17 protein-coding genes are annotated in these 19,099 nt (G+C 58.8%); 7 read left to right on the forward strand and 10 right to left on the reverse strand.

Annotation, left to right across the window (positions count from 1 at the left end; genetic code table 11):
- Window positions 1–65 precede the first annotated feature (65 nt).
- The 6 genes from AC19YS_RS02180 to argH all read right to left on the reverse strand — a co-directional run bounded on the left by AC19YS_RS02180 (window position 66) and on the right by argH (window position 6,558).
- Window positions 66–1,013 (reverse strand): hypothetical protein, encoded by a 948-nt coding sequence (locus AC19YS_RS02180; protein ID WP_200622896.1) that lies wholly within the window; start codon window positions 1,011–1,013, stop codon window positions 66–68.
- Window positions 1,014–1,186: 173 nt separating this feature from the next.
- Window positions 1,187–2,362 (reverse strand): MFS transporter, encoded by a 1,176-nt coding sequence (locus AC19YS_RS02185; protein ID WP_500600780.1) that lies wholly within the window; start codon window positions 2,360–2,362, stop codon window positions 1,187–1,189.
- 147 nt (window positions 2,363–2,509) lie between these two features.
- Entirely contained in the window at window positions 2,510–3,331 is an 822-nt protein-coding gene (locus AC19YS_RS02190; protein WP_106576101.1) for an ABC transporter substrate-binding protein, read from the reverse strand.
- Window positions 3,332–3,356: 25 nt separating this feature from the next.
- Window positions 3,357–4,121 carry an amino acid ABC transporter ATP-binding protein gene (locus tag AC19YS_RS02195; RefSeq protein WP_119741579.1) on the reverse strand — a complete coding sequence of 255 codons (765 nt, stop codon included), beginning with the start codon at window positions 4,119–4,121 and terminating at the stop codon, window positions 3,357–3,359.
- A 24-nt stretch (window positions 4,122–4,145) separates the two neighbouring features.
- Window positions 4,146–5,024, reverse strand: a complete 879-nt coding sequence (locus AC19YS_RS02200; RefSeq protein WP_017134649.1) for an amino acid ABC transporter permease — start codon at window positions 5,022–5,024, stop codon at window positions 4,146–4,148.
- A gap of 106 nt (window positions 5,025–5,130) precedes the next feature.
- Window positions 5,131–6,558, reverse strand: a complete 1,428-nt coding sequence (gene argH / locus AC19YS_RS02205; RefSeq protein WP_500600782.1) for an argininosuccinate lyase — start codon at window positions 6,556–6,558, stop codon at window positions 5,131–5,133.
- Window positions 6,559–6,786: 228 nt separating this feature from the next.
- Between argH and AC19YS_RS02210 the strand changes: the two genes are divergently transcribed.
- On the forward strand, window positions 6,787–7,746 hold the full coding sequence (locus tag AC19YS_RS02210; protein ID WP_500600784.1) for a LysR family transcriptional regulator: 960 nt from the start codon (window positions 6,787–6,789) through the stop codon (window positions 7,744–7,746).
- A 363-nt stretch (window positions 7,747–8,109) separates the two neighbouring features.
- Here the strand turns inward: AC19YS_RS02210 and AC19YS_RS02215 are convergent, their stop codons facing one another.
- The 4 genes from AC19YS_RS02215 to AC19YS_RS02230 form a co-directional block, all read right to left on the reverse strand.
- A complete protein-coding gene (locus tag AC19YS_RS02215; RefSeq protein WP_124418911.1) occupies window positions 8,110–8,754 on the reverse strand; it encodes an HAD-IB family hydrolase in 645 nt (214 codons plus the stop codon).
- A gap of 72 nt (window positions 8,755–8,826) precedes the next feature.
- Window positions 8,827–9,540, reverse strand: a complete 714-nt coding sequence (locus AC19YS_RS02220) for an HNH endonuclease (RefSeq protein WP_500600786.1) — start codon at window positions 9,538–9,540, stop codon at window positions 8,827–8,829.
- A 174-nt stretch (window positions 9,541–9,714) separates the two neighbouring features.
- Window positions 9,715–10,965 carry a ribonucleotide-diphosphate reductase subunit beta gene (locus AC19YS_RS02225; RefSeq protein ID WP_032879817.1) on the reverse strand — a complete coding sequence of 417 codons (1,251 nt, stop codon included), beginning with the start codon at window positions 10,963–10,965 and terminating at the stop codon, window positions 9,715–9,717.
- Window positions 10,966–11,543: 578 nt separating this feature from the next.
- Complete coding sequence (locus AC19YS_RS02230) at window positions 11,544–11,813, reverse strand: DUF2790 domain-containing protein (RefSeq protein ID WP_106576108.1); 270 nt, start codon at window positions 11,811–11,813, stop codon at window positions 11,544–11,546.
- A gap of 397 nt (window positions 11,814–12,210) precedes the next feature.
- On the opposite strand from AC19YS_RS02230, the gene acs reads away from it, so the two are divergent.
- The 6 genes from acs (at window position 12,211) to AC19YS_RS02260 (ending at window position 19,027) form a co-directional block, all read left to right on the forward strand.
- Window positions 12,211–14,166, forward strand: a complete 1,956-nt coding sequence (gene acs, locus AC19YS_RS02235; protein WP_106576109.1) for an acetate--CoA ligase — start codon at window positions 12,211–12,213, stop codon at window positions 14,164–14,166.
- Window positions 14,167–14,859: 693 nt separating this feature from the next.
- The gene (locus AC19YS_RS02240; protein WP_106576110.1) at window positions 14,860–15,645 is read left to right on the forward strand and encodes an ABC transporter substrate-binding protein; all 786 of its coding nucleotides are present in this window, start codon (window positions 14,860–14,862) and stop codon (window positions 15,643–15,645) included.
- 91 nt (window positions 15,646–15,736) lie between these two features.
- A complete protein-coding gene (locus tag AC19YS_RS02245; RefSeq protein WP_032886746.1) occupies window positions 15,737–16,426 on the forward strand; it encodes an ABC transporter permease in 690 nt (229 codons plus the stop codon).
- Complete coding sequence (locus AC19YS_RS02250) at window positions 16,423–17,121, forward strand: ABC transporter permease (RefSeq protein WP_106576111.1); 699 nt, start codon at window positions 16,423–16,425, stop codon at window positions 17,119–17,121. The genes AC19YS_RS02245 and AC19YS_RS02250 overlap by 4 nt, the downstream gene beginning before the upstream one ends.
- A gap of 1 nt (window position 17,122) precedes the next feature.
- Complete coding sequence (locus tag AC19YS_RS02255) at window positions 17,123–18,235, forward strand: succinylglutamate desuccinylase/aspartoacylase family protein (protein ID WP_179609611.1); 1,113 nt, start codon at window positions 17,123–17,125, stop codon at window positions 18,233–18,235.
- A gap of 27 nt (window positions 18,236–18,262) precedes the next feature.
- Window positions 18,263–19,027, forward strand: coding sequence for an ABC transporter ATP-binding protein (locus AC19YS_RS02260; RefSeq protein WP_003214336.1), 765 nt, complete (start codon window positions 18,263–18,265; stop codon window positions 19,025–19,027).
- The last annotated feature ends 72 nt before the right edge of the window (window positions 19,028–19,099 follow it).

The raw sequence follows: 19,099 nt of genomic DNA on the forward strand, positions 1-19,099 counted from the left end.
TGTTTTTGTACAGTTGTTTTGACCGCTCATCAACTGGATTTTTTTAATGGCGTTTGGGCCGCGCGTTATTCCACGCCCGGCGCTTCTCGAATGATCAGGTGATCCAGGTTCTCGATATTCGCGCTGAAGACCCCGAATGTCTGCTCGGGGTTTTTCTTGCTCGGCACCTGTTTCAATTGCGGCGTGACCCCATAAAAGAAGCAATACAGCGCCTTTTTACTGTCTGCTGCCGCCTTGATCTGTTCCAGGAACGCCGTGCGCTTGCGGTAGTTTTCGATGAGTTTTTTGCTCAGGTAGACGTTGACCGAGTAGGGCTTCTTGTCGAGCCACACTTTCTTTTCGAAATCGATGCGAAAGCTGGCGGTGTAGTCCTTGATCTCCTTGATTTTCCCCCAGTAGATCAGGCCGTTGTTGTCCTGTAGGTATTCGATCTTCTTGAAAAACGTCCAATAGGTTGCCGCGTGATCGCCGATCTTCAGCGGCATGCTCTTGAGCTTGTCTTTATCGTCGATGTTCGACACATAGCATTCCACCGGGTGGGCGAACACGCTGGTTTTGTCTGGGGTAGAGTCGCTGGCGCTGGGGGACGAACCGGTACGAGTAGACGCAACCTTCGTGGGATCGTGTGGGACGCCGACTTCGGTGCCGGTCACGGCCGGCTTGCGCTCGTACTGGCGCCGCGTCAGTACCCATTCCGATGGGAAACTGTCCTCGCGCTCATCATCAGTTTCGCCGGTCGCGGTCTTGTGCGTGCTGGCGTAGCGGCAGCCGTCAATGTGCTGGGTACTGGCCTTGTTCTTAAAATGCGGCGTGCGCTGATAGTTGACGTTTTTTGCGTTGAAGGTGCTGAGGGCGTTGCCCGCATCGAACGCTGCGCGGCACTCATCGTTGGGGCATAGGAAGCTGTCCTTGTCGGAGTCGAAAGGGCTGGTTTCGTCGAAATTCAGGTCCCGTACGTCGTAGATCGACAGCTTGTCATCGAGACTCAGGCTGTAGGCCGTGTCGAATTTCATGGGGCTCGGGTCCGTGAGATGAATGACTGGATATTACGCAAAACTTCGCCGTTACGGAGATCAAAAAATCTGGGAGCGGGCTTGTGTGGGAGCGGGCTTGCTCGCGAAGGCGGTGTGTCAGTTCCGAGTGCATTGATTGATCCACCGCGTTCGCGAGCAAGCCCGCTCCCACATTAGATAGGCGGTGTTCCGGCCACCCGCCGTCCACTCAGGAAACACAAGGTGCCACCCACGGCGGTCAACGCGCCGAGTGCGTAGAACATGCTGACCGGCGCCGCATTGATCAGCAGGTACCCGCAAATGACCGGGCTCATCGCCCCGCCAAACGCCGCCAGGTTTTGCGCGCCGTAATAACTGCCGCGTAGTGCATCCGGGGCGATGGTGTCGATGAACAGGAATTCCGAGGGGTAAATGATCATCTCGCCCAAGGTGAACACGAACATCGCCAGGCACCAGGTCACCAGGCTGTCCGCCAGACTGAAACCGATCAGCCCGACAATGAACAGCAACGTGCCCAGCACAATCCAGTAGCGCAATTGCTCGCGTTTCAGAAATCGGCCGATCTGGTACTGCATCAAAATCACGGTGATAGCGTTGCAGGCCAGCACCGCCGACAGAATCTTCAGCGCCTCGGCGGGTTTGTAGGCCACCAGCAGAAACTGTGACAGATAAAGCGTATAGCGCCCGTGGACAATGGTGCTCAACAGGTTGCCGCTGGTGAACAGGATCAGTGTGCGGTCGCTGCGCAGCGTGCGCAGGGTCGTGAGAAAACTCAGGGGTTTATTGCTGTTGTCGCGTTGGGTCGGCGCAATGCCGATCATCAGGAACACACTGCCCAAGGCGATGGCGCTGGCGATCAGGAACGGCGCCCAGGGGATCTGCCCGGCGATCACCACACCCACCATCGGGCCGGTGGCATAGCCGACGTTGGTCAGGGTGTAGCGCAGGGAAAATACTTTGGCGCGGTCGCCCACCGGCAGGTTTTCGCTGATGATGGCCTTGGAGCCGATCAGGAACAGTGCCGACGCGGCTTCGGTAATCACCAAGGTCAGGGTGGTGAGGTAGAGGTTGCTGGCAAAGGTCAGCAACAGAAATCCGATGGCGCTTGAAAGCATGGCCAGGATCAGCAGCTTGCGCTTTTCCAGGCGGTCGATGACGTAGCCGCCATAGAGGCCGAGCAGCGTGGCGATGAACACGGCGATGCCCATCAGCAAGCCGATGTCCTGCTGGTTGAGGCCCAGGCGCGTGCTCAGCCAAAGGGCCAGCAGCGGACTGGTCATCGCGCGGCTGACGACGATGGTCACCGAGCAGATCATCAGGCGGCGGATTACCAGGGAGTAGGTGGCCACGGTGGGGCGGATGTCCTTATTATTTTTCCAATACAACACAATTCAAATGTGGGAGCGGGCTTGCTCGCGAATGCGGTGGATCAGTCGGTAAATTTGTCACTGATACATCGCATTCGCGAGCAAGCCCGCTCCCACATTCAGATCAAGTTACTGCCCGGCATTGATGCTGATTTTTTCCACCGCACCCTGTTCCAGATCCCACTTCTTCAGGATCTTGCCGTACGTCCCATCATCAATCATGCCCTGCAACGCTTCACTGATCGCCGTGACCAGCTCGGTGTTGCTCTTCTCAATCCCCAGCCCCGTGAACTGCTTGGAAATGGCCAGGCCCACCGGCTTGTATTTGCCCTTGTCCAACGACATCAAATAAGGAATCGTCTCGCTGCCCTGCATCGCCGCATCCAAACGGTTCTGCTGCAACTGGGCGCGCGCGTCCGCGGAGCCTTCGGTGCCGATCACCACGATTGCCGGCTTACCCGCCGCTTCGCAGTTTTCCTTGCTCCACGCGGCAATTTCCGACGGCCAGGTGGTACGGCGGCTGGTGCCGACTTTTTTACCGCACAGGTCAGTCAATTCCTTGAGGTCTTCACGCTTGGCCAGGGTGTACAGCTGCGGACCGCTGGTGAAGTAGTCGATGAAGGTCACGGCCTTCTGGCGCTCGGCGGTGTCACTCATGCCTGACAGCACGATGTCGACGCGCTTGGTGGTCAGGCCGCTGAGCATCTGCTCGAAGCCGGTTTCCTGCCACTTGATCTTCACGCCCAGGCGCTCGGCCAGGGCGTTGCCCAGGTCGAAGTCCAGGCCGGTGAGCTTGTTGGTCGCGGTGTCCTTGAAATCCATCGGCGGGTAGTTCGGCACGATGGCCGCGCTGATCTCACCCTTGTCCTTGATCGCCGCCGGCAATGCCGCGAATACACACGAGGAGGCCATCAGGCCTGCGAGCAACGTTGGGATAAACAATTTTTTCATGGGGGCGTTCTCGTTAGTTTTTTAGTTAAGTGCGAACGGCAGAAATGAAGCTTTGGGTACGTGGGTTTTGTGGGCTTATTAGAATTTCTTCAGGGCTGCCGGCTTCCACAATCTGGCCGGCGTCCATAAACACCATGCGGTTGGAGACTTCGCGGGCGAAGCCCAACTCATGGGTGACCACGATCATGGTCATGCCGGTGGTGGCCAAATCGCGCATCACCGACAGCACTTCGCCTACAAGCTCCGGGTCGAGGGCTGACGTGGGTTCGTCGAACAACATCAGCTTGGGACGCATCGCCAGTGCGCGGGCAATGGCCACACGCTGTTGCTGGCCGCCGGACAATTCCACCGGGTAGGCATTGCGCTTGTCAGCCAGGCCAACGCGGGCCAGCAACTCCAGAGCATCTTCGATGGCTTCCTTGGGCGAGCGCTTGAGCACCTGCACCGGGCCTTCGATGATGTTTTGCAACACGGTCATGTGCGGGAACAGATTGAAGCGCTGAAACACCATGCCGGTCGCCAGGCGCTGGCGGGCAATCTGCGATTCATTCATTTCATGCAGCTTGTTGCCGACGACGCGGTAGCCCACCAGCTCGCCGTCGACCCACAGGCCGCCCTTGTCGATTTTTTCCAGCTGGTTGACGCAGCGCAACAGCGTGCTTTTGCCCGAGCCGGACGGGCCGATGATGCACATCACTTCGCCTTGCTCGACCTCAATATTGATGTCGCGCAGCGCGTGATACTCGTCGTAATACTTGTTCAGGTTGACGGCCTTGACGATGCTTCTCATGGGGCAAATCTCCTCAACCCAGACTTACGAGCGCTTGCCGGCGCCGCGGGCAAAACGACGCTCAAGGCGGCTTTGGCCGAATGAAAGAACAGTCACCACCGCCAGGTACCAGATGCCGGCCACAATCAGCAGCTCCATGACGCGGGCGTTGGCGTAGTAGATGTTTTGCGCGTTGTGCAGCAGCTCCGAGTACTGGATCACACTGGCCAGGCTGGTCATTTTCACCATGCTGATGAACTCGTTGCCTACAGGCGGAATGATCACCCGCATCGCCTGCGGCAGAATCACCCTACGCAGCGCCTGAAGGCTTGGCATGCCGATGGACTTGGCGGCCTCGTACTGGCCAGTGTCGACCGACAGTAAACCTGCGCGCACCACTTCGGCGGTGTAGGCGCCCTGGTTGATGCTGAGGCCGAGCAGGGCGGCCACGAATGGCGTCATCAGGTCGACGGTGTCAATGCTGAACAGGCCGGGGATCGCGATCACCGGGAAAATCAGCGCCAGGTTGAACCACAGCAACAGCTGCAGAATCAGCGGCGTACCGCGGAACAGCCAGGTGTAAGTGATGGCCACATAGCGCAGGATCGGGTTGGCCGACATGCGCATGATCGCCGTGATCACCCCGATGACCACGCCCAGTGCCATTGCCAGAATCGACATGACGATGGTGTTAACCAGGCCCCACAGAATGGCCTCAGACGTGAGGAACTGCCCGATGTAGGACCATTCGATCTGGCCATTGGCAAAGGCGCGCAACAACGCGGCCAGTGCGATCACGATCAACGTGGCAAAAAACATCCGCCCGTAATAACGACGCGGCACATGCTCGTACTGCGTGATATCGAACTGGTTCTCGGACAACTTGCGCTCAGCTTCCAAGCGCTCCGCCGGGGTTTGGTTCATGGTGTTACTCCACTGCTGTACTCGATCCAACTGTTAAAACACAGTCCAAATGTGGGAGCTGGCTTGCCTGCGAAAGCGCCAGCAAACTCACCACAAAGGCCCAGGTTTAAATCCGAAACCCCTGATAACTCTCAGTCCATCTCTGCTGCTCAGCCAAGGCAGTCTTCAACCGCCCAATCTGCTCCCGAACCCGCTCTGGCGCCGTCCCACCCCAACCACTGCGCGCCGCAATTGCCGCTTCCAGGGTCAAGCAGTCCCGCACCTCAGGCAGCAACCGCGCATCCACCTCCGCCAACATCGCCGGCGAGGCTTCCCACAACTCAATCTCGTGTTTCTCGCAGGCCTGCACCAACGCGCCGGTAATCTCATGCGCCTCTTTAAACGGCACGCCACGGGTGGCCAACCAGTCCGCCACCTCAGTCGCCAAAGTGAAGCCCATCGGCGCCTGACGCCGCAGCTCTTCGACTTGCACCTTCATGGTCGCAACCATCCCGGCCATCGCTGGCAGCACCAGCAGCAAGGTGTCCACACTGTCCAACACGCTGTGCTTGTCTTCACTCAAGTCGCGGTTGTACGACAGTGGCAATGACTTGAGCGTCGACATCAGCCCGGTCAGGTTGCCAATCAAACGCCCAGCTTTGCCGCGTGCCAGCTCGGCAATGTCCGGGTTCTTTTTCTGCGGCATGATCGAGCTGCCGGTGGCGTAGGCATCGTCCAGCACCACCCAGCGAAATTGGCGCGACGACCACAGGCAAAACTCCTCCGACAGCCGCGAAATATTCACCCCCAGCATGCCCGCCACAAACAGGAACTCCGCCACATGGTCACGGCTGGCGACGGCGTCGATCGAGTTTTCGCACGGCCCGGTGTAGCCCATTTCCTTGGCCGAATGCTCTGGCTGACGCGCAATCGCCGAGCCTGCCATCGCGGCAGCACCCAACGGTGACAACGCCGTGCGCGCATCCCAATCCACCAAGCGCTGCACATCGCGCAGCATCGACTGCGCATGAGCGAGCAAGTGATGGGCAAACACAATCGGTTGCGCCTGCTGCAAGTGGGTGAAGCCCGGGCAAATGCTCTCCACATGCCGCTCAGCCTGCTCAACCAACGCCTGCTGCAAACCCAACACCTCGGAGGTGATGGTGCGCGCATGGTCGCGTAGGAAAAGGCGCAGATCATTGGCCGTCTGATCGTTACGCGAACGCCCGGCGCGCAACTTGCCACCCAAGGCGCCCAGGCGCTCGGTCAATACGCGTTCGATAAAGGTGTGCACGTCCTCGTCATCCAGGGTTGGATGCAGGCGGCCGGCGGCGAAGTCCTCACCGATACGGTCCAGGGCTTCGAGGGTGCGCAAGGTCTCCGACTCATCCAGCAAACCGGCGCGCTGCAACTCCCGGGCATGGGCACGGGAGCCGGCCAGGTCGTAGGGCGTCAGGCGAAAATAGCGCTCAGGGCAACGTGACAACGCGGCCAATGCAGCAGATGGGCCGGTCTTGAAACGAGCACCCCAAAGGCGGTCGGTGGGCTGGGACATCGGTATTCCTCACGCTTGTTTTTAGAAGAGTCGGAGGCAGTAAAAAGCTAAAAAGACCTGATCGTAGTGTCAGGTTTTTACGGGTGTTAAATCAGCCTCTGTGTGCTGTTCAACCCGCTATATTCAAGGTTGCCAAGGGCGGATGTTTACGGCCATTATCGCCGCCTGGCTATGTTCAAGGATTGGGTTGAAGCCTGTTGAATATGGCACTTGAGGTCAACGCGTATTATGGAAACCCCACTTTCCACTTCTGGAAACATGCCGCCAAAACCCGGCACACGACCGCCCCTGCAACTGAGCGGGCTGGATTTCAAATTGCTGCGCGTGTTCATGGCCGTGGTCGAAGCCGGCGGCTTCAGCGCCGCGCAAAACGAGCTGAACGTGGGCCTGGCGGCCATCAGCAAACAGATCTCCGACCTCGAAATCCGCATCGGCATGCGCCTGTGTACGCGGGGCAGGGAAGGCTTCGGCCTGACTGAAGAAGGCAAGTTGGTGTACCAGGCATCTATCGAGTTATTTACCTCGGTGGACAGTTTTCGCGACAAGCTTAGTTCGGCGCAAAACGAGCTTATTGGTGACCTTAGTGTGGGCGTTATTGATAACACCGTTTCCGACGTTAATTCGCCGCTAATTACCGCGTTAGGCAAACTACATAGCGAATCGCCAAAAATTAGATTGCGCCTACATGCCTCGCAATTGGATGAAGTTGAGCGCGGCGTGGTGGAAGGGCGGCTGATCGTCGGCATCGTCCCGGTGTACCAACGCCGCGAAGAATTCGACTACTTCCCGCTGTACGAAGAAAAAGCCCACGCCTACTGCGCCGTAGGACACCCACTGTTCAACGCGAGCGACATCACGCCAGAAGTGCTGCGCCAATACGAAGTGGTCAACCATCGGTATGCGATCCATCGCGACAAAGCCGACTTTGTCACCTACGACAGCCAGTCCGCCTCGGCCTCACAGGTTGAAGCCGTCGCCATCCTGATCCTCACCGGCCGCTTCCTAGGCTTCCTGCCCGAACACTACGCCGCGCCACTGGTAAGGGAAGGGCGCCTGCGCGCACTGTGCCCGGAACACGTCCAACTGAGCACCGCCTTCAACCTGATCCTGCGCCACAACGCCCCGCGCAGCCCGATGGTAAAAGCCTTCGCAACAGCCCTGGGCGTAGACCTTAAAGCCGCAACATAACCCCCGCCGAGCACCGATCAACAAGCTCACGAAGCTCAACTGTGGGAGCTGTCGAGCCCCAGCGAGGCTGCGAAGGGATCACCTCGGTCCGCTGCCGACCCCGCTATGTGTATCGACCCCCAGCCCCCCATGCTAGTGCGCTGTCCGGCCTGAAACCGATCAAAAATGTGGGAGCTCTCGAGCCCCAGCGAGGCAGCGAAGGGATCACCTCGGTCCACCTGCAGAACCCATCCACCCGCATCGCCCCCGAGCCCCTGTGCGAGTGCACCACCCAGCCCTGCACCGATCAAATGTGGGAGCTCTCGAGCCCCAGCGAGGCAGCGAAGGGATCACCTCGGTCCACCCGCCGACCCCATCCACGTATCAGCGCTGCAACTTGCCTTGCTTCTTCTTCGAATGAAAATGCCGAAAATGCGCATCCTGCGCCGCCGCCAACAACTCCCGATCCCCGCGGGTATCGCCCCAGGCCCTGAGCCGATAATCGCCCAAATCCCCATACACCGCCTCAAGGCGCAGCACCTTGTTCTCACAGCGGCAATTATTCCCAGTGAGCTTGCCCGTCAACACCCCGTCGACCACCTCAAGCTCAGTGCCAATCAACTTGATCCCCAGCCGATTCGCAAACGGCTGCAACACCAACGCCGGCGACGCCGAACACAACGTCACCTCCGCTCCGGACTTCACCTCATCCGCCACTGATTGCAACCCAGTCGGGCGCATCAGCTTGCTCCAAGTGCGCTGGCAATACGCCTCAGCCTGCTGCTGAACCCACGCCTTCTCCACGCCGGTCATAAAGGTGCGAATCAACTGCGCCTTCAACTCATCCCGACTGATCTGCCGCAGCAAAAAGCGCAGCCCCGGCACCGCCAGCTTGACCATCCGGCCATAGAACTCACCGGTGCCAAAGGCAAACTTGAGGAAGGGCACGAAACTGTCGTGATGGGTCAGGGTGCCGTCGAAGTCAAAGACGGAAAGTACTTTGGCGTCTGCAGGGCCGGCTTCGAGCATGTCTGGGTTCACGGGTTGGCCTCGGTCCTATCTAGTGTTTATTAAGCGTGCATCAGGTGTGACAGCAGGAGTTTACTCCCGTGCCAATCTTCCGATCTTGGCGTAAAGCGACTCGGTGAAAGCCTCCCGGTCACTCGACCGGTGGCAACGCTGATGGCAATTGGGGCACAAGGCTACAGCATTGGTGATGCGATCCGAACCCTTCCGGGCGAGGTGCTTGACGTGATGCACTTCGAGAAATGGCAAACCGTCGACCTCGAAAGGTGCGTTAGAGCCGCAGCCTTCGCAGATGCCGTTAGCTTCTTTCAACACCCAGGCGCGGACCTTTGGATCGCGGACGAAGGCCGTGCTTACGGTCGATACCTTCTGCGGCTGGGCAATACCGTCCGGTAGCTTAGGGAAAGGTTGCTGCTGCAGTTTGGACGCGCGGCGCATCAGCGTTTGCTCGTCTGCTGTTTGGGCAGCATCTTCTGATTCGAACACGCCCTTTGCGGCCAGTGCATTGCGGATGCGTTGCTCTACGCCTGTGCCCACATTCTTGGCGGGCTTATAGCCTTCAATGCGGTCCCAGCCCATACGGACGAGCACGGTAGAGATATTTTGCATGCGAAATTCGATGGAGCCCTTTGCGCGGCCTGCCACAGGGCCTTCGCGCAGAAGGCGGTTTTCGAAGGCTTTGTTAAAAGGCTGGCCGCTCTTTTCCCAGGCCAACATCTTCAAGTACGTCTCGACCGCCGCTGCCAGCTCCGCGTCGTTCCAGTCCGTTTTGTCTTTCGCAATATCCATACAGCCGCCAAGGGTAGAAAACCCTCGGACGATACTGAGTAGCCATTATTGCGTCTACGAAATTTCCTACAGTCTGCTGGGATTTGACCGTCTCTGAATTTGGGAATATTCAGATCACTGAGCATAAAAAAGCCCTGAACATGTCAGGGCTTCTCGGTGGGGCCGACTCTAGGATTAATCCCAGCTCAACGCGCCGCCGGTCTGGTACTCGATCACGCGGGTTTCGAAGAAATTCTTCTCTTTCTTCAAGTCCATGATCTCGCTCATCCACGGGAACGGGTTGGTGGTGCCCGGGTACTCTTCCTTCAAGCCAATCTGCGACAGACGACGGTTCGCGATGAACTTGAGGTAGTCCTCCATCATCGCCGCGTTCATGCCCAACACGCCGCGAGGCATAGTGTCACGAGCATATTCAATTTCCAGCTGAGTCCCTTGCAGGATCATCTGGGTCGCTTCTTCCTTCATCTCGGCATCCCACAAGTGTGGGTTTTCGATTTTGATCTGGTTGATGACATCGATACCGAAGTTCAGGTGCATCGACTCGTCGCGCAGGATGTACTGGAACTGCTCGGCCACGCCGGTCATTTTGTTGCGACGGCCCATGGACAGGATCTGGGTGAAGCCGCAGTAGAAGAAGATGCCTTCCAGGACGCAGTAGTAGGCGACCAGGTTGCGCAGCAGTTCTTTGTCGGTTTCGACGGTGCCGGTTTCGAACTTCGGATCGGAGATCGAGCGGGTGTACTTCAAGCCCCAGGCGGCCTTTTTGGCGACTGATGGAATCTCGTGGTACATGTTGAAGATCTCGCCTTCATCCATGGCCAGCGATTCGATGCAGTACTGGTAGGCGTGGGTGTGGATCGCTTCTTCGAAGGCCTGGCGCAGGATGTACTGGCGGCACTCCGGGTTGGTGATCAGGCGGTACACGGCCAGCACCAGGTTGTTGGCAACCAGGGAGTCGGCGGTGGAGAAGAAGCCGAGGTTGCGCATGACGATGCGACGCTCGTCGTCGGTCAGGCCTTCGGGGTTTTTCCACAGGGCGATGTCGGCGGTCATGTTGACCTCTTGCGGCATCCAGTGGTTGGCGCAGCCGTCGAGGTACTTCTGCCAGGCCCAGTCGTACTTGAACGGCACGAGTTGGTTGAGGTCGGCGCGGCAGTTGATCATGCGCTTTTCGTCAACGGCGACGCGGGCGGCGGAGCCTTCCAGCTCGGCGAGGCCTTCGGCGACGTCGAGTTTGTCCAGGGCGGCCTTGGCGCGCACGATGGCGGCGGAGTCACTGGCGGTGACGGCGCGGGCTTCGATGGCGGCGGCAGCGCCGGCACCGTCGAGGCGGTCCATGTTGGCTTCGGTGGCGTGGCCGGCGTTGGCGCCTTTAGCGGCTACTTCGCCTTCTTCTTCTTTGTCGAATTCGTCCCAGCTCAGCATGACGTGTCGTCTCCTGCGTGAGGGCTCAAAGGTGCCCGTGTGAAACCGGATGGTTGGGTGTTCACACGGCCCAGAGGCCGCGGTGGATCTTAAGAAATCGTTTGTTGCAACAGCTCGCGCAGGCATTAAACGGAATTGGGTAACGGGTGTTCTGCGTGAGGCTGAGGGGCGGAGCGACTGGTGCATGCTCCAGCGGGAGGCCTCAGGTCTGGCTCTTCATCCCAGTGTAAAGGGATATTGCAGGCCCGATTTACCCGCGCATTATAGGGAAAAAATCGGCTTTGTGTTGCGGCGGATGGTCACGACGGAGGGCCAAAATGGCGTGGTTTTCGGCCAAAGCGTGTGTTTGCAAGGCTTTGCCGGGATAGGAATTTTTTGACGGGCGGTGGGATAGTTTTTGTGGGGGCAGGAGAGGCGGGTAGGTGGCGGGCTTTGGGAGGTGGGTAAGGCTGAAATTGCCATCGCAGGCAAGCCAGCTCCCACATTTGTTTCATGGTGGGTTCGAAATAGGTTCTTGGCCGCAAGAACGATTACTTGCGGCGACCAAGATCCGGGTTTAAACCTGACTCAATAACCTGTTACCCGTTAGAACAACCGTTGCCCATTACTTGGTAATTAAGAATATGACGTTGACCTTGGGAGTCTTCATATTCCATTTGTACCGGTACAACTTGGCATACTTCCGGAACAGTGCTCATGGACAAGACTTTGGCCACATCCAGATGGGTGCTGTAAGTGTAATCCTCAACGATCGGGGCGTTCTGGCCGGCCAGCTCGGTCGGGGCCTCATCGGCCAGGGCGGCGGTGGCGCACAAGCTGCTGAGGGCCATAACTACGAGAGCTTTCATTTCTTTACTTACCTTCTTCAGGGCGAAAGGGGTCACGGGGCCCTTGTGAGGCCACGTGTGTAACTTAAGAGTTGGGGAGTTCGGATTAACGTTGCCTTCGTGGGGGCTGTTACGTTGTTAATCACAGTGTCTTGTTGACGGCGTTGATTTTAGGCGCACGCGTTATATTCATATACCCGTGCTTTTGATAAACACTATTGGCGGTTTTTGTAACAATCCCCTGATAAAGGTTTTTTCACCCAGCCGGAAAGCCACGCAGGGCGCGGGCCAGAGCCGTAAACGGGCATGGCAGGGCAATTTGTAGGGGCTTGTTACTACCATCGTCGAATGGTTCTATGGGGGCGCCCCGGCTACAACAGGGCATACAAAAACAACTATTGTCACCGAGGTAAGAAAGATGAGTGCGGCTTCCCTGTACCCCGTTCGCCCCGAAGTAGCAGCCAACACGCTGACCGACGAGGCGACCTACAAGGCCATGTACCAGCAGTCGGTGGTCAACCCCGATGGCTTCTGGCGCGAGCAAGCCAAGCGCCTTGACTGGGTCAAGCCTTTCACCGCGGTCAAGCAGACCTCTTTCGACGACCACCATGTCGACATCAAATGGTTCGCCGATGGCACCCTCAACGTTTCCTACAACTGCCTGGACCGTCACCTCGCCGAGCGTGGCGACCAGGCGGCGATCATCTGGGAAGGCGATGACCCTTCCGAAAGCCGCACCATCACCTACCGCGAGCTGCATGAAGAAGTCTGCAAGTTCGCCAACGCCTTGCGTGGCCAGGATGTGCACCGCGGTGACGTGGTGACTATCTATATGCCGATGATCCCCGAAGCCGTGGTCGCCATGTTGGCCTGTACCCGCATCGGTGCGATCCACTCCGTGGTGTTTGGCGGTTTTTCGCCGGAGGCGCTGGCCGGTCGCATCATCGACTGTAAGTCGAAGGTGGTGATCACTGCCGACGAAGGTATCCGCGCCGGTAAGAAAATTCCGCTGAAGGCCAACGTCGACGACGCGCTGACCAACCCGGAAACCAGCAGCATCCAGAAGGTCATTGTGTGCAAGCGCACCAATGGCAACATCAAGTGGAACCAGCATCGCGACATCTGGTACGAAGACCTGATGAAAGTGGCGGGCACCGTGTGTGCGCCCAAAGAGATGGGCGCCGAAGAAGCGCTGTTCATCCTCTACACCTCCGGCTCCACCGGCAAACCCAAAGGCGTGCAGCACACCACCGGCGGCTACCTGCTGTATGCGGCCCTGACCCACGAGCGCGTGTTCGACTACCGCCCCGGCGAAATCTACTGGTGCACCGCCGACGTCGGTTGGGTCACCGGCCACACTTATATCGTGTACGGCCCATTGGCCAATGGCGCGACCACGCTGCTGTTCGAAGGCGTGCCGAACTACCCGGACATCACCCGTGTCGGCAAGATCGTCGACAAGCACAAGGTCAATATCCTCTACACCGCGCCCACTGCGATCCGCGCGATGATGGCATCCGGCACCGCCGCCTGCGAAGGCGTGGACGGCAGCAGCTTGCGTCTGCTCGGTTCAGTCGGTGAGCCGATTAACCCGGAAGCGTGGGACTGGTACTACAAGAACGTCGGCCAATCCCGTTGCCCGATCGTCGACACCTGGTGGCAGACCGAAACCGGCGCCACCCTGATGAGCCCGCTGCCGGGTGCGCACGCGCTCAAGCCGGGCTCGGCGGCGCGGCCATTCTTCGGTGTGGTGCCGGCGTTGGTGGACAACCTGGGCAACATCATCGAGGGCGCTGCCGAAGGCAACCTGGTGATTCTCGATTCGTGGCCTGGCCAGGCGCGTACGCTGTACGGCGACCATGACCGCTTCGTCGACACCTACTTCAAGACCTTCCGTGGCATGTACTTCACCGGTGACGGCGCGCGTCGCGATGAGGATGGCTACTGGTGGATCACCGGCCGTGTAGACGACGTGTTGAACGTGTCCGGCCACCGCATGGGCACTGCCGAGATCGAAAGCGCGATGGTTGCACACCCGAAAGTCGCCGAAGCGGCGGTGGTGGGCGTGCCCCATGACATCAAGGGGCAGGGCATCTATGTGTATGTCACGCTCAAAAATGGTGAAGAGCCGAACGAAGCGCTGCGCCTGGAACTGAAAAACTGGGTGCGCAAAGAGATCGGGCCGATTGCGTCGCCGGATGTGATCCAGTGGGCACCGGGCTTGCCGAAGACGCGCTCGGGGAAAATCATGCGGCGGATTTTGCGCAAGATCGCCACGGCTGAATATGACGGGTTGGGGGATATCTCGACTTTGGCTGATCCGGGTGTGGTGGCGCATTTGATTGAAACGCACAAGACCATGAACGCCGCGTAAGGCGGGGTTTGTGGGACAGGGCCCCATTTGGCGTGAGCCGGGTGGGGCTTTTTTGTGGGAATTCGAAACCGATGCAAATCCCCTGTGGGAGCGGGCTTGCTCGCGAATGCGGTGCACCAGCTAGCAGATGTGCAGCTGACCCAGCGCATTCGCGAGCAAGCCCGCTCCCACATTTGGAATGTATTTCATGGGCAAGGCGGTGTAGGTCTGACAGACCCGCACAACCCCCAAGCCAATAAATATCGACTTAGCGCGTAGGACGTTTCTGAATGTTACCGGGCGCCCTAAATGTGTAACCCAACGCCAAAACCTGAGGCAAAGTGCTACGCCCGCGTCCCTAAAAGCCCCGTTTTAGACACCCTCTGAAATAAGATTAAACGCCAGACTTGCCGTGCTAGAAGGGTTTGCGAATAATAGGCCCGCAATTTGCAGCATCAACAGGTTTAATATCTTTTGTCTCTGCATAAAAATCAGAGGCTGTCAATGTGCTGGAACCGCTTTCTCAGTGCTTCTGTAAATTGTTGTCGCATTGAGGAAATATCGGCTTCCGGCCTGTCGTTAGAATGCCGATCACTCGCTCGTCGTCTCCAATGCTTAACCGGGGTAGGACGCAGCACCGCTATTCGGTTTCACTTAAGTCGCATCGTGGGCCACGGCTCATTCTGCTTTTTGCCCTACCGATGGAGTCCCAAGATGAAGAAACTTGTGCTGTTGGGCGCCCTGGCGCTGTCCGTGCTGTCGATGCAGGCCTTCGCTGATGAAAAGCCCCTGAAGATTGGTATCGAAGCGGCTTACCCTCCGTTTGCCTCGAAGGCGCCGGATGGCAGCATCGTCGGTTTTGACTACGACATCGGCAATGCCCTGTGCGCCGAGATGAAGGTCAAGTGCGTCTGGGTCGAGCAAGAATTCGACGGCCTGATCCCTGCGCTCAAAGTGCGCAAGATCGACGCGATCCTGTCGTCCATGTCCATCACCGAAGACCGCAAGAAATCCGTGGACTTCACCAACCGCTACTACCTGAGCCCAGCGCAGCTGGTGATGAAGGAAGGCACCACGGTCAGCGACAGCCTGGATGAATTGAAAGGCAAGAAAATCGGCGTGCAACGCGGTTCGATCCACGATCGCTTCGCCAAGGAAGTCCTGGCCCCTAAAGGCGCCACGGTCGTGCCTTACAGCTCGCAGAACGAAATCTACCTGGACGTGGAAGCCGGTCGCCTCGACGGCACCGTGGCAGACGCCACCCTGCTGCAAGACGGCTTCCTGAAAACCCCGGCCGGTAAAGGCTACGCGTTCGTGGGCCCACAGTTCACCGACGCCAAGTACTTCGGCGACGGCATCGGCATCGCGGTACGTAAAGGCGACAAGGCCGAGCTGGACAAGATCAACGCGGCCATCGCAGCGATCCGTGCCAACGGCGAATACAAGAAAATCCAGGACAAATACTTCGACTTCGATATTTACGGCGCTGACCCTAAGTAACTCGTCCTAGCTGTCTGTCCAGAATGGCGCAAGCAACAGAATTCCTGCGGTTTGCGCCATTTTTTCATCCCCCTTTTCGAGGACCTGAATCATGTTGAAAGGCTACGGGGCCGTCATCCTCGATGGCGCATGGTTGACGCTTCAGCTCGCCTTGTCGTCCATGGCCTTGGCCATTGTTCTGGGTCTGATCGGGGTCGCGTTACGCCTGTCGCCGGTGCGCTGGTTGGCCTGGCTGGGTGACTTGTACTCCACGGTGATCCGCGGGATCCCCGACCTGGTGCTGATCCTGCTGATTTTCTACGGCGGTCAGGACTTGCTGAACCGCGTCGCGCCGATGCTCGGCTACGACGACTATATCGACTTGAACCCCTTGGCCGCCGGTATCGGCACCCTGGGTTTCATCTTTGGCGCCTACCTGTCGGAAACTTTCCGCGGCGCCTTCATGGCCATTCCCAAGGGCCAGGCCGAGGCCGGCCTTGCGTATGGCATGAGCAGTTTCCAGGTGTTTTTCCGGGTGATGGTGCCGCAGATGATTCGGCTGGCGATCCCTGGGTTCACCAACAACTGGCTGGTACTGACCAAGGCCACCGCGCTGATTTCGGTGGTGGGCCTGCAAGACATGATGTTCAAGGCCAAGCAGGCAGCAGACGCCACCCGCGAGCCTTTTACCTTCTTCCTCGCAGTGGCGGCGATGTACCTGGTGATCACCAGCGTGTCGTTGCTGGCCCTGCGCTATCTTGAGAAGCGCTACTCGGTAGGCGTAAGGGCGGCTGATCTATGATCTTCGACTACAACGTCATCTGGGACGCCATGCCGCTGTACCTCGGCGGTTTGGTGACCACCCTGAAATTGCTCGCCATCTCGCTGTTCTTCGGCTTGCTCGCCGCCTTGCCCCTGGGCTTGATGCGCGTGTCCAAGCAGCCGATCGTCAATGGTGCGGCCTGGCTCTACACCTACGTGATTCGCGGCACGCCGATGCTGGTGCAGCTGTTTTTGATCTACTACGGTCTGGCCCAATTCGAAGCCGTGCGCGAAAGCTTCCTGTGGCCGCTGCTGTCCAGCGCCACGTTCTGCGCGTGCCTGGCCTTTGCGATCAACACCAGCGCGTACACCGCCGAGATCATCGCCGGTAGCCTCAAGGCCACGCCGAACGGTGAGATCGAAGCGGCCAAGGCCATGGGCATGTCGCGCTACAAGCTGTACCGCCGAATTCTGCTGCCGTCGGCCCTGCGCCGTGCGCTGCCGCAGTACAGCAACGAAGTGATCATGATGCTGCAGACCACGAGCCTGGCGTCCATCGTCACCTTGATCGACATCACCGGTGCCGCGCGCACAGTGAACGCCCAGTTCTACTTGCCGTTCGAAGCCTACATCACGGCCGGCGTGTTCTACCTGTGCCTGACCTTTATCCTGGTACGCCTGTTCAAGTTGGCCGAGCGCCGCTGGCTCAGCTACCTGGCGCCACGGAAGCACTGATATGGAACGTATCGATCACCTGTTGCCCTGGGGCCACCTGGGCTGCGAGCGCCAGCTGAGCGTGTTTCGTTTTGGCAGCGGCGAGCGCAAGGCCTACATCCAGGCCAGCCTGCACGCCGATGAATTGCCCGGCATGCGCGCGGCCTGGGAACTGAAAAAACGCCTCACCGAACTGGAACAGCAAGGTGCGCTCAATGGCGTGATCGAGCTGGTGCCCGTGGCCAACCCGATGGGCCTGGGCCAGCTGTTGCAAGGCAGCCACCAGGGGCGTTTCGAAGTCGGCAGCGGCAAGAACTTCAACCGTGATTTCGTCGAGTTGAGCGAGCCGGTCGCCGCGTTGCTCCAGGGCAAGCTGGGCGATGACCCACACGCCAATGTGCGCATGATCCGCCAGGCAATGAGCGATGCACTCAATGCGTTGCCCGAGCCGAGCAGCCAGCTGCAAGGCATGCAGCGCGTTTTGCTCAGCCACGCCTGCACCGCCGATATCGTCCTCGACCTGCATTGCGACGCCGAAGCCGCGCTGCACATGTACGCGTTGCCGCAACACTGGCCGCAATGGCGTTCGCTGTCGGCGCACTTGAATGTAAAAGTCGGCCTGCTGGCGGAAGACTCCGGCGGCAGCTCGTTTGATGAAGCCTGTTCGCTGCCCTGGCTGCGTCTGTCCCGGGCGTTCCCCGAGGCGCAGATCCCGCTGGCGTGCCTGGCGACAACGCTGGAGCTGGGCGGCCAGGCCGACACCGGCCGTGATGACGCGATCTTCCACGCTGAAGGCATTCTCGCGTTCCTGGCCGAACAAGGCCTGATCAAGGGCGAATGGCCCGCGCCGCAGCACGCGCCGTGCGAAGGCCTGCCATTCGAAGGGACCGAGCTGTTGTTTGCGCCCCATGCCGGCGTGATCAGTTACCTGCGTAAAGCCGGTGACTGGGTGGAGACCGGCGAGCCGATTTTTGAAGTGATTGATCCCTTGACCGACCGCGTCAGCATTGTGTGTGCGGGCACGTCCGGGGTGTTGTTTGCCGTTGAACGGCTACGTTATGCCCAAGCGGGTTTCTGGCTGGCCAAGGTGGCGGGGCGCGAAGCGCTGCGTCACGGGCGCTTGCTCAACGACTGACCACCTGTTTTTGTGAGAACCGACCGCATGTACAAACTTGAAGTCCAAGACCTGCATAAACGCTATGGCAGTCATGAAGTGCTCAAAGGTGTGTCCCTGGCCGCCGCGGCCGGTGATGTGATCAGCATCATCGGTTCCAGTGGTTCAGGCAAAAGTACCTTTTTGCGCTGCATCAACCTGCTCGAGCAACCTCACGCCGGCAAGATTCTGCTCAACAACGAAGAGCTGAAACTGGTGGCCAACAAGGACGGCGCCATGAAGGCTGCCGACCCGAAACAACTGCAACGCATGCGTTCGCGCCTGTCGATGGTGTTCCAGCATTTCAACCTGTGGTCGCACATGACCGCGCTTGAAAACGTGATGGAAGCGCCAGTGCACGTGCTGGGCATGTCGAAAAAAGATGCGCGTGAAAAAGCCGAGCATTACCTGGCCAAAGTCGGCGTGGGCCATCGTAAGGATGCGTTCCCCGGCCATATGTCTGGCGGCGAGCAGCAACGCGTGGCGATTGCCCGCGCCCTGGCGATGGAGCCTGAGGTGATGCTGTTCGACGAACCGACCTCGGCGCTCGACCCGGAACTGGTCGGCGAAGTACTCAAGGTTATGCAGGACCTGGCCCAGGAAGGCCGCACCATGGTGGTGGTGACTCACGAAATGGGCTTTGCCCGTGAGGTGTCGAACCAGCTGGTGTTCTTGCACAAAGGCATCGTTGAAGAGCGTGGCAACCCGCGTGAAGTGCTGGTGAACCCGCAGTCTGAGCGGTTGCAGCAGTTCCTTTCGGGCAGCCTGAAATAATCAAGACTGCTTTTGTGCACTGAATTAGTGCAAGCTGCGCAGCTTTAAGGCTGGCCTCGATCCCCTGAGGGA

It is taken from the genome of Pseudomonas sp. MF08831 (assembly GCF_059862645.1).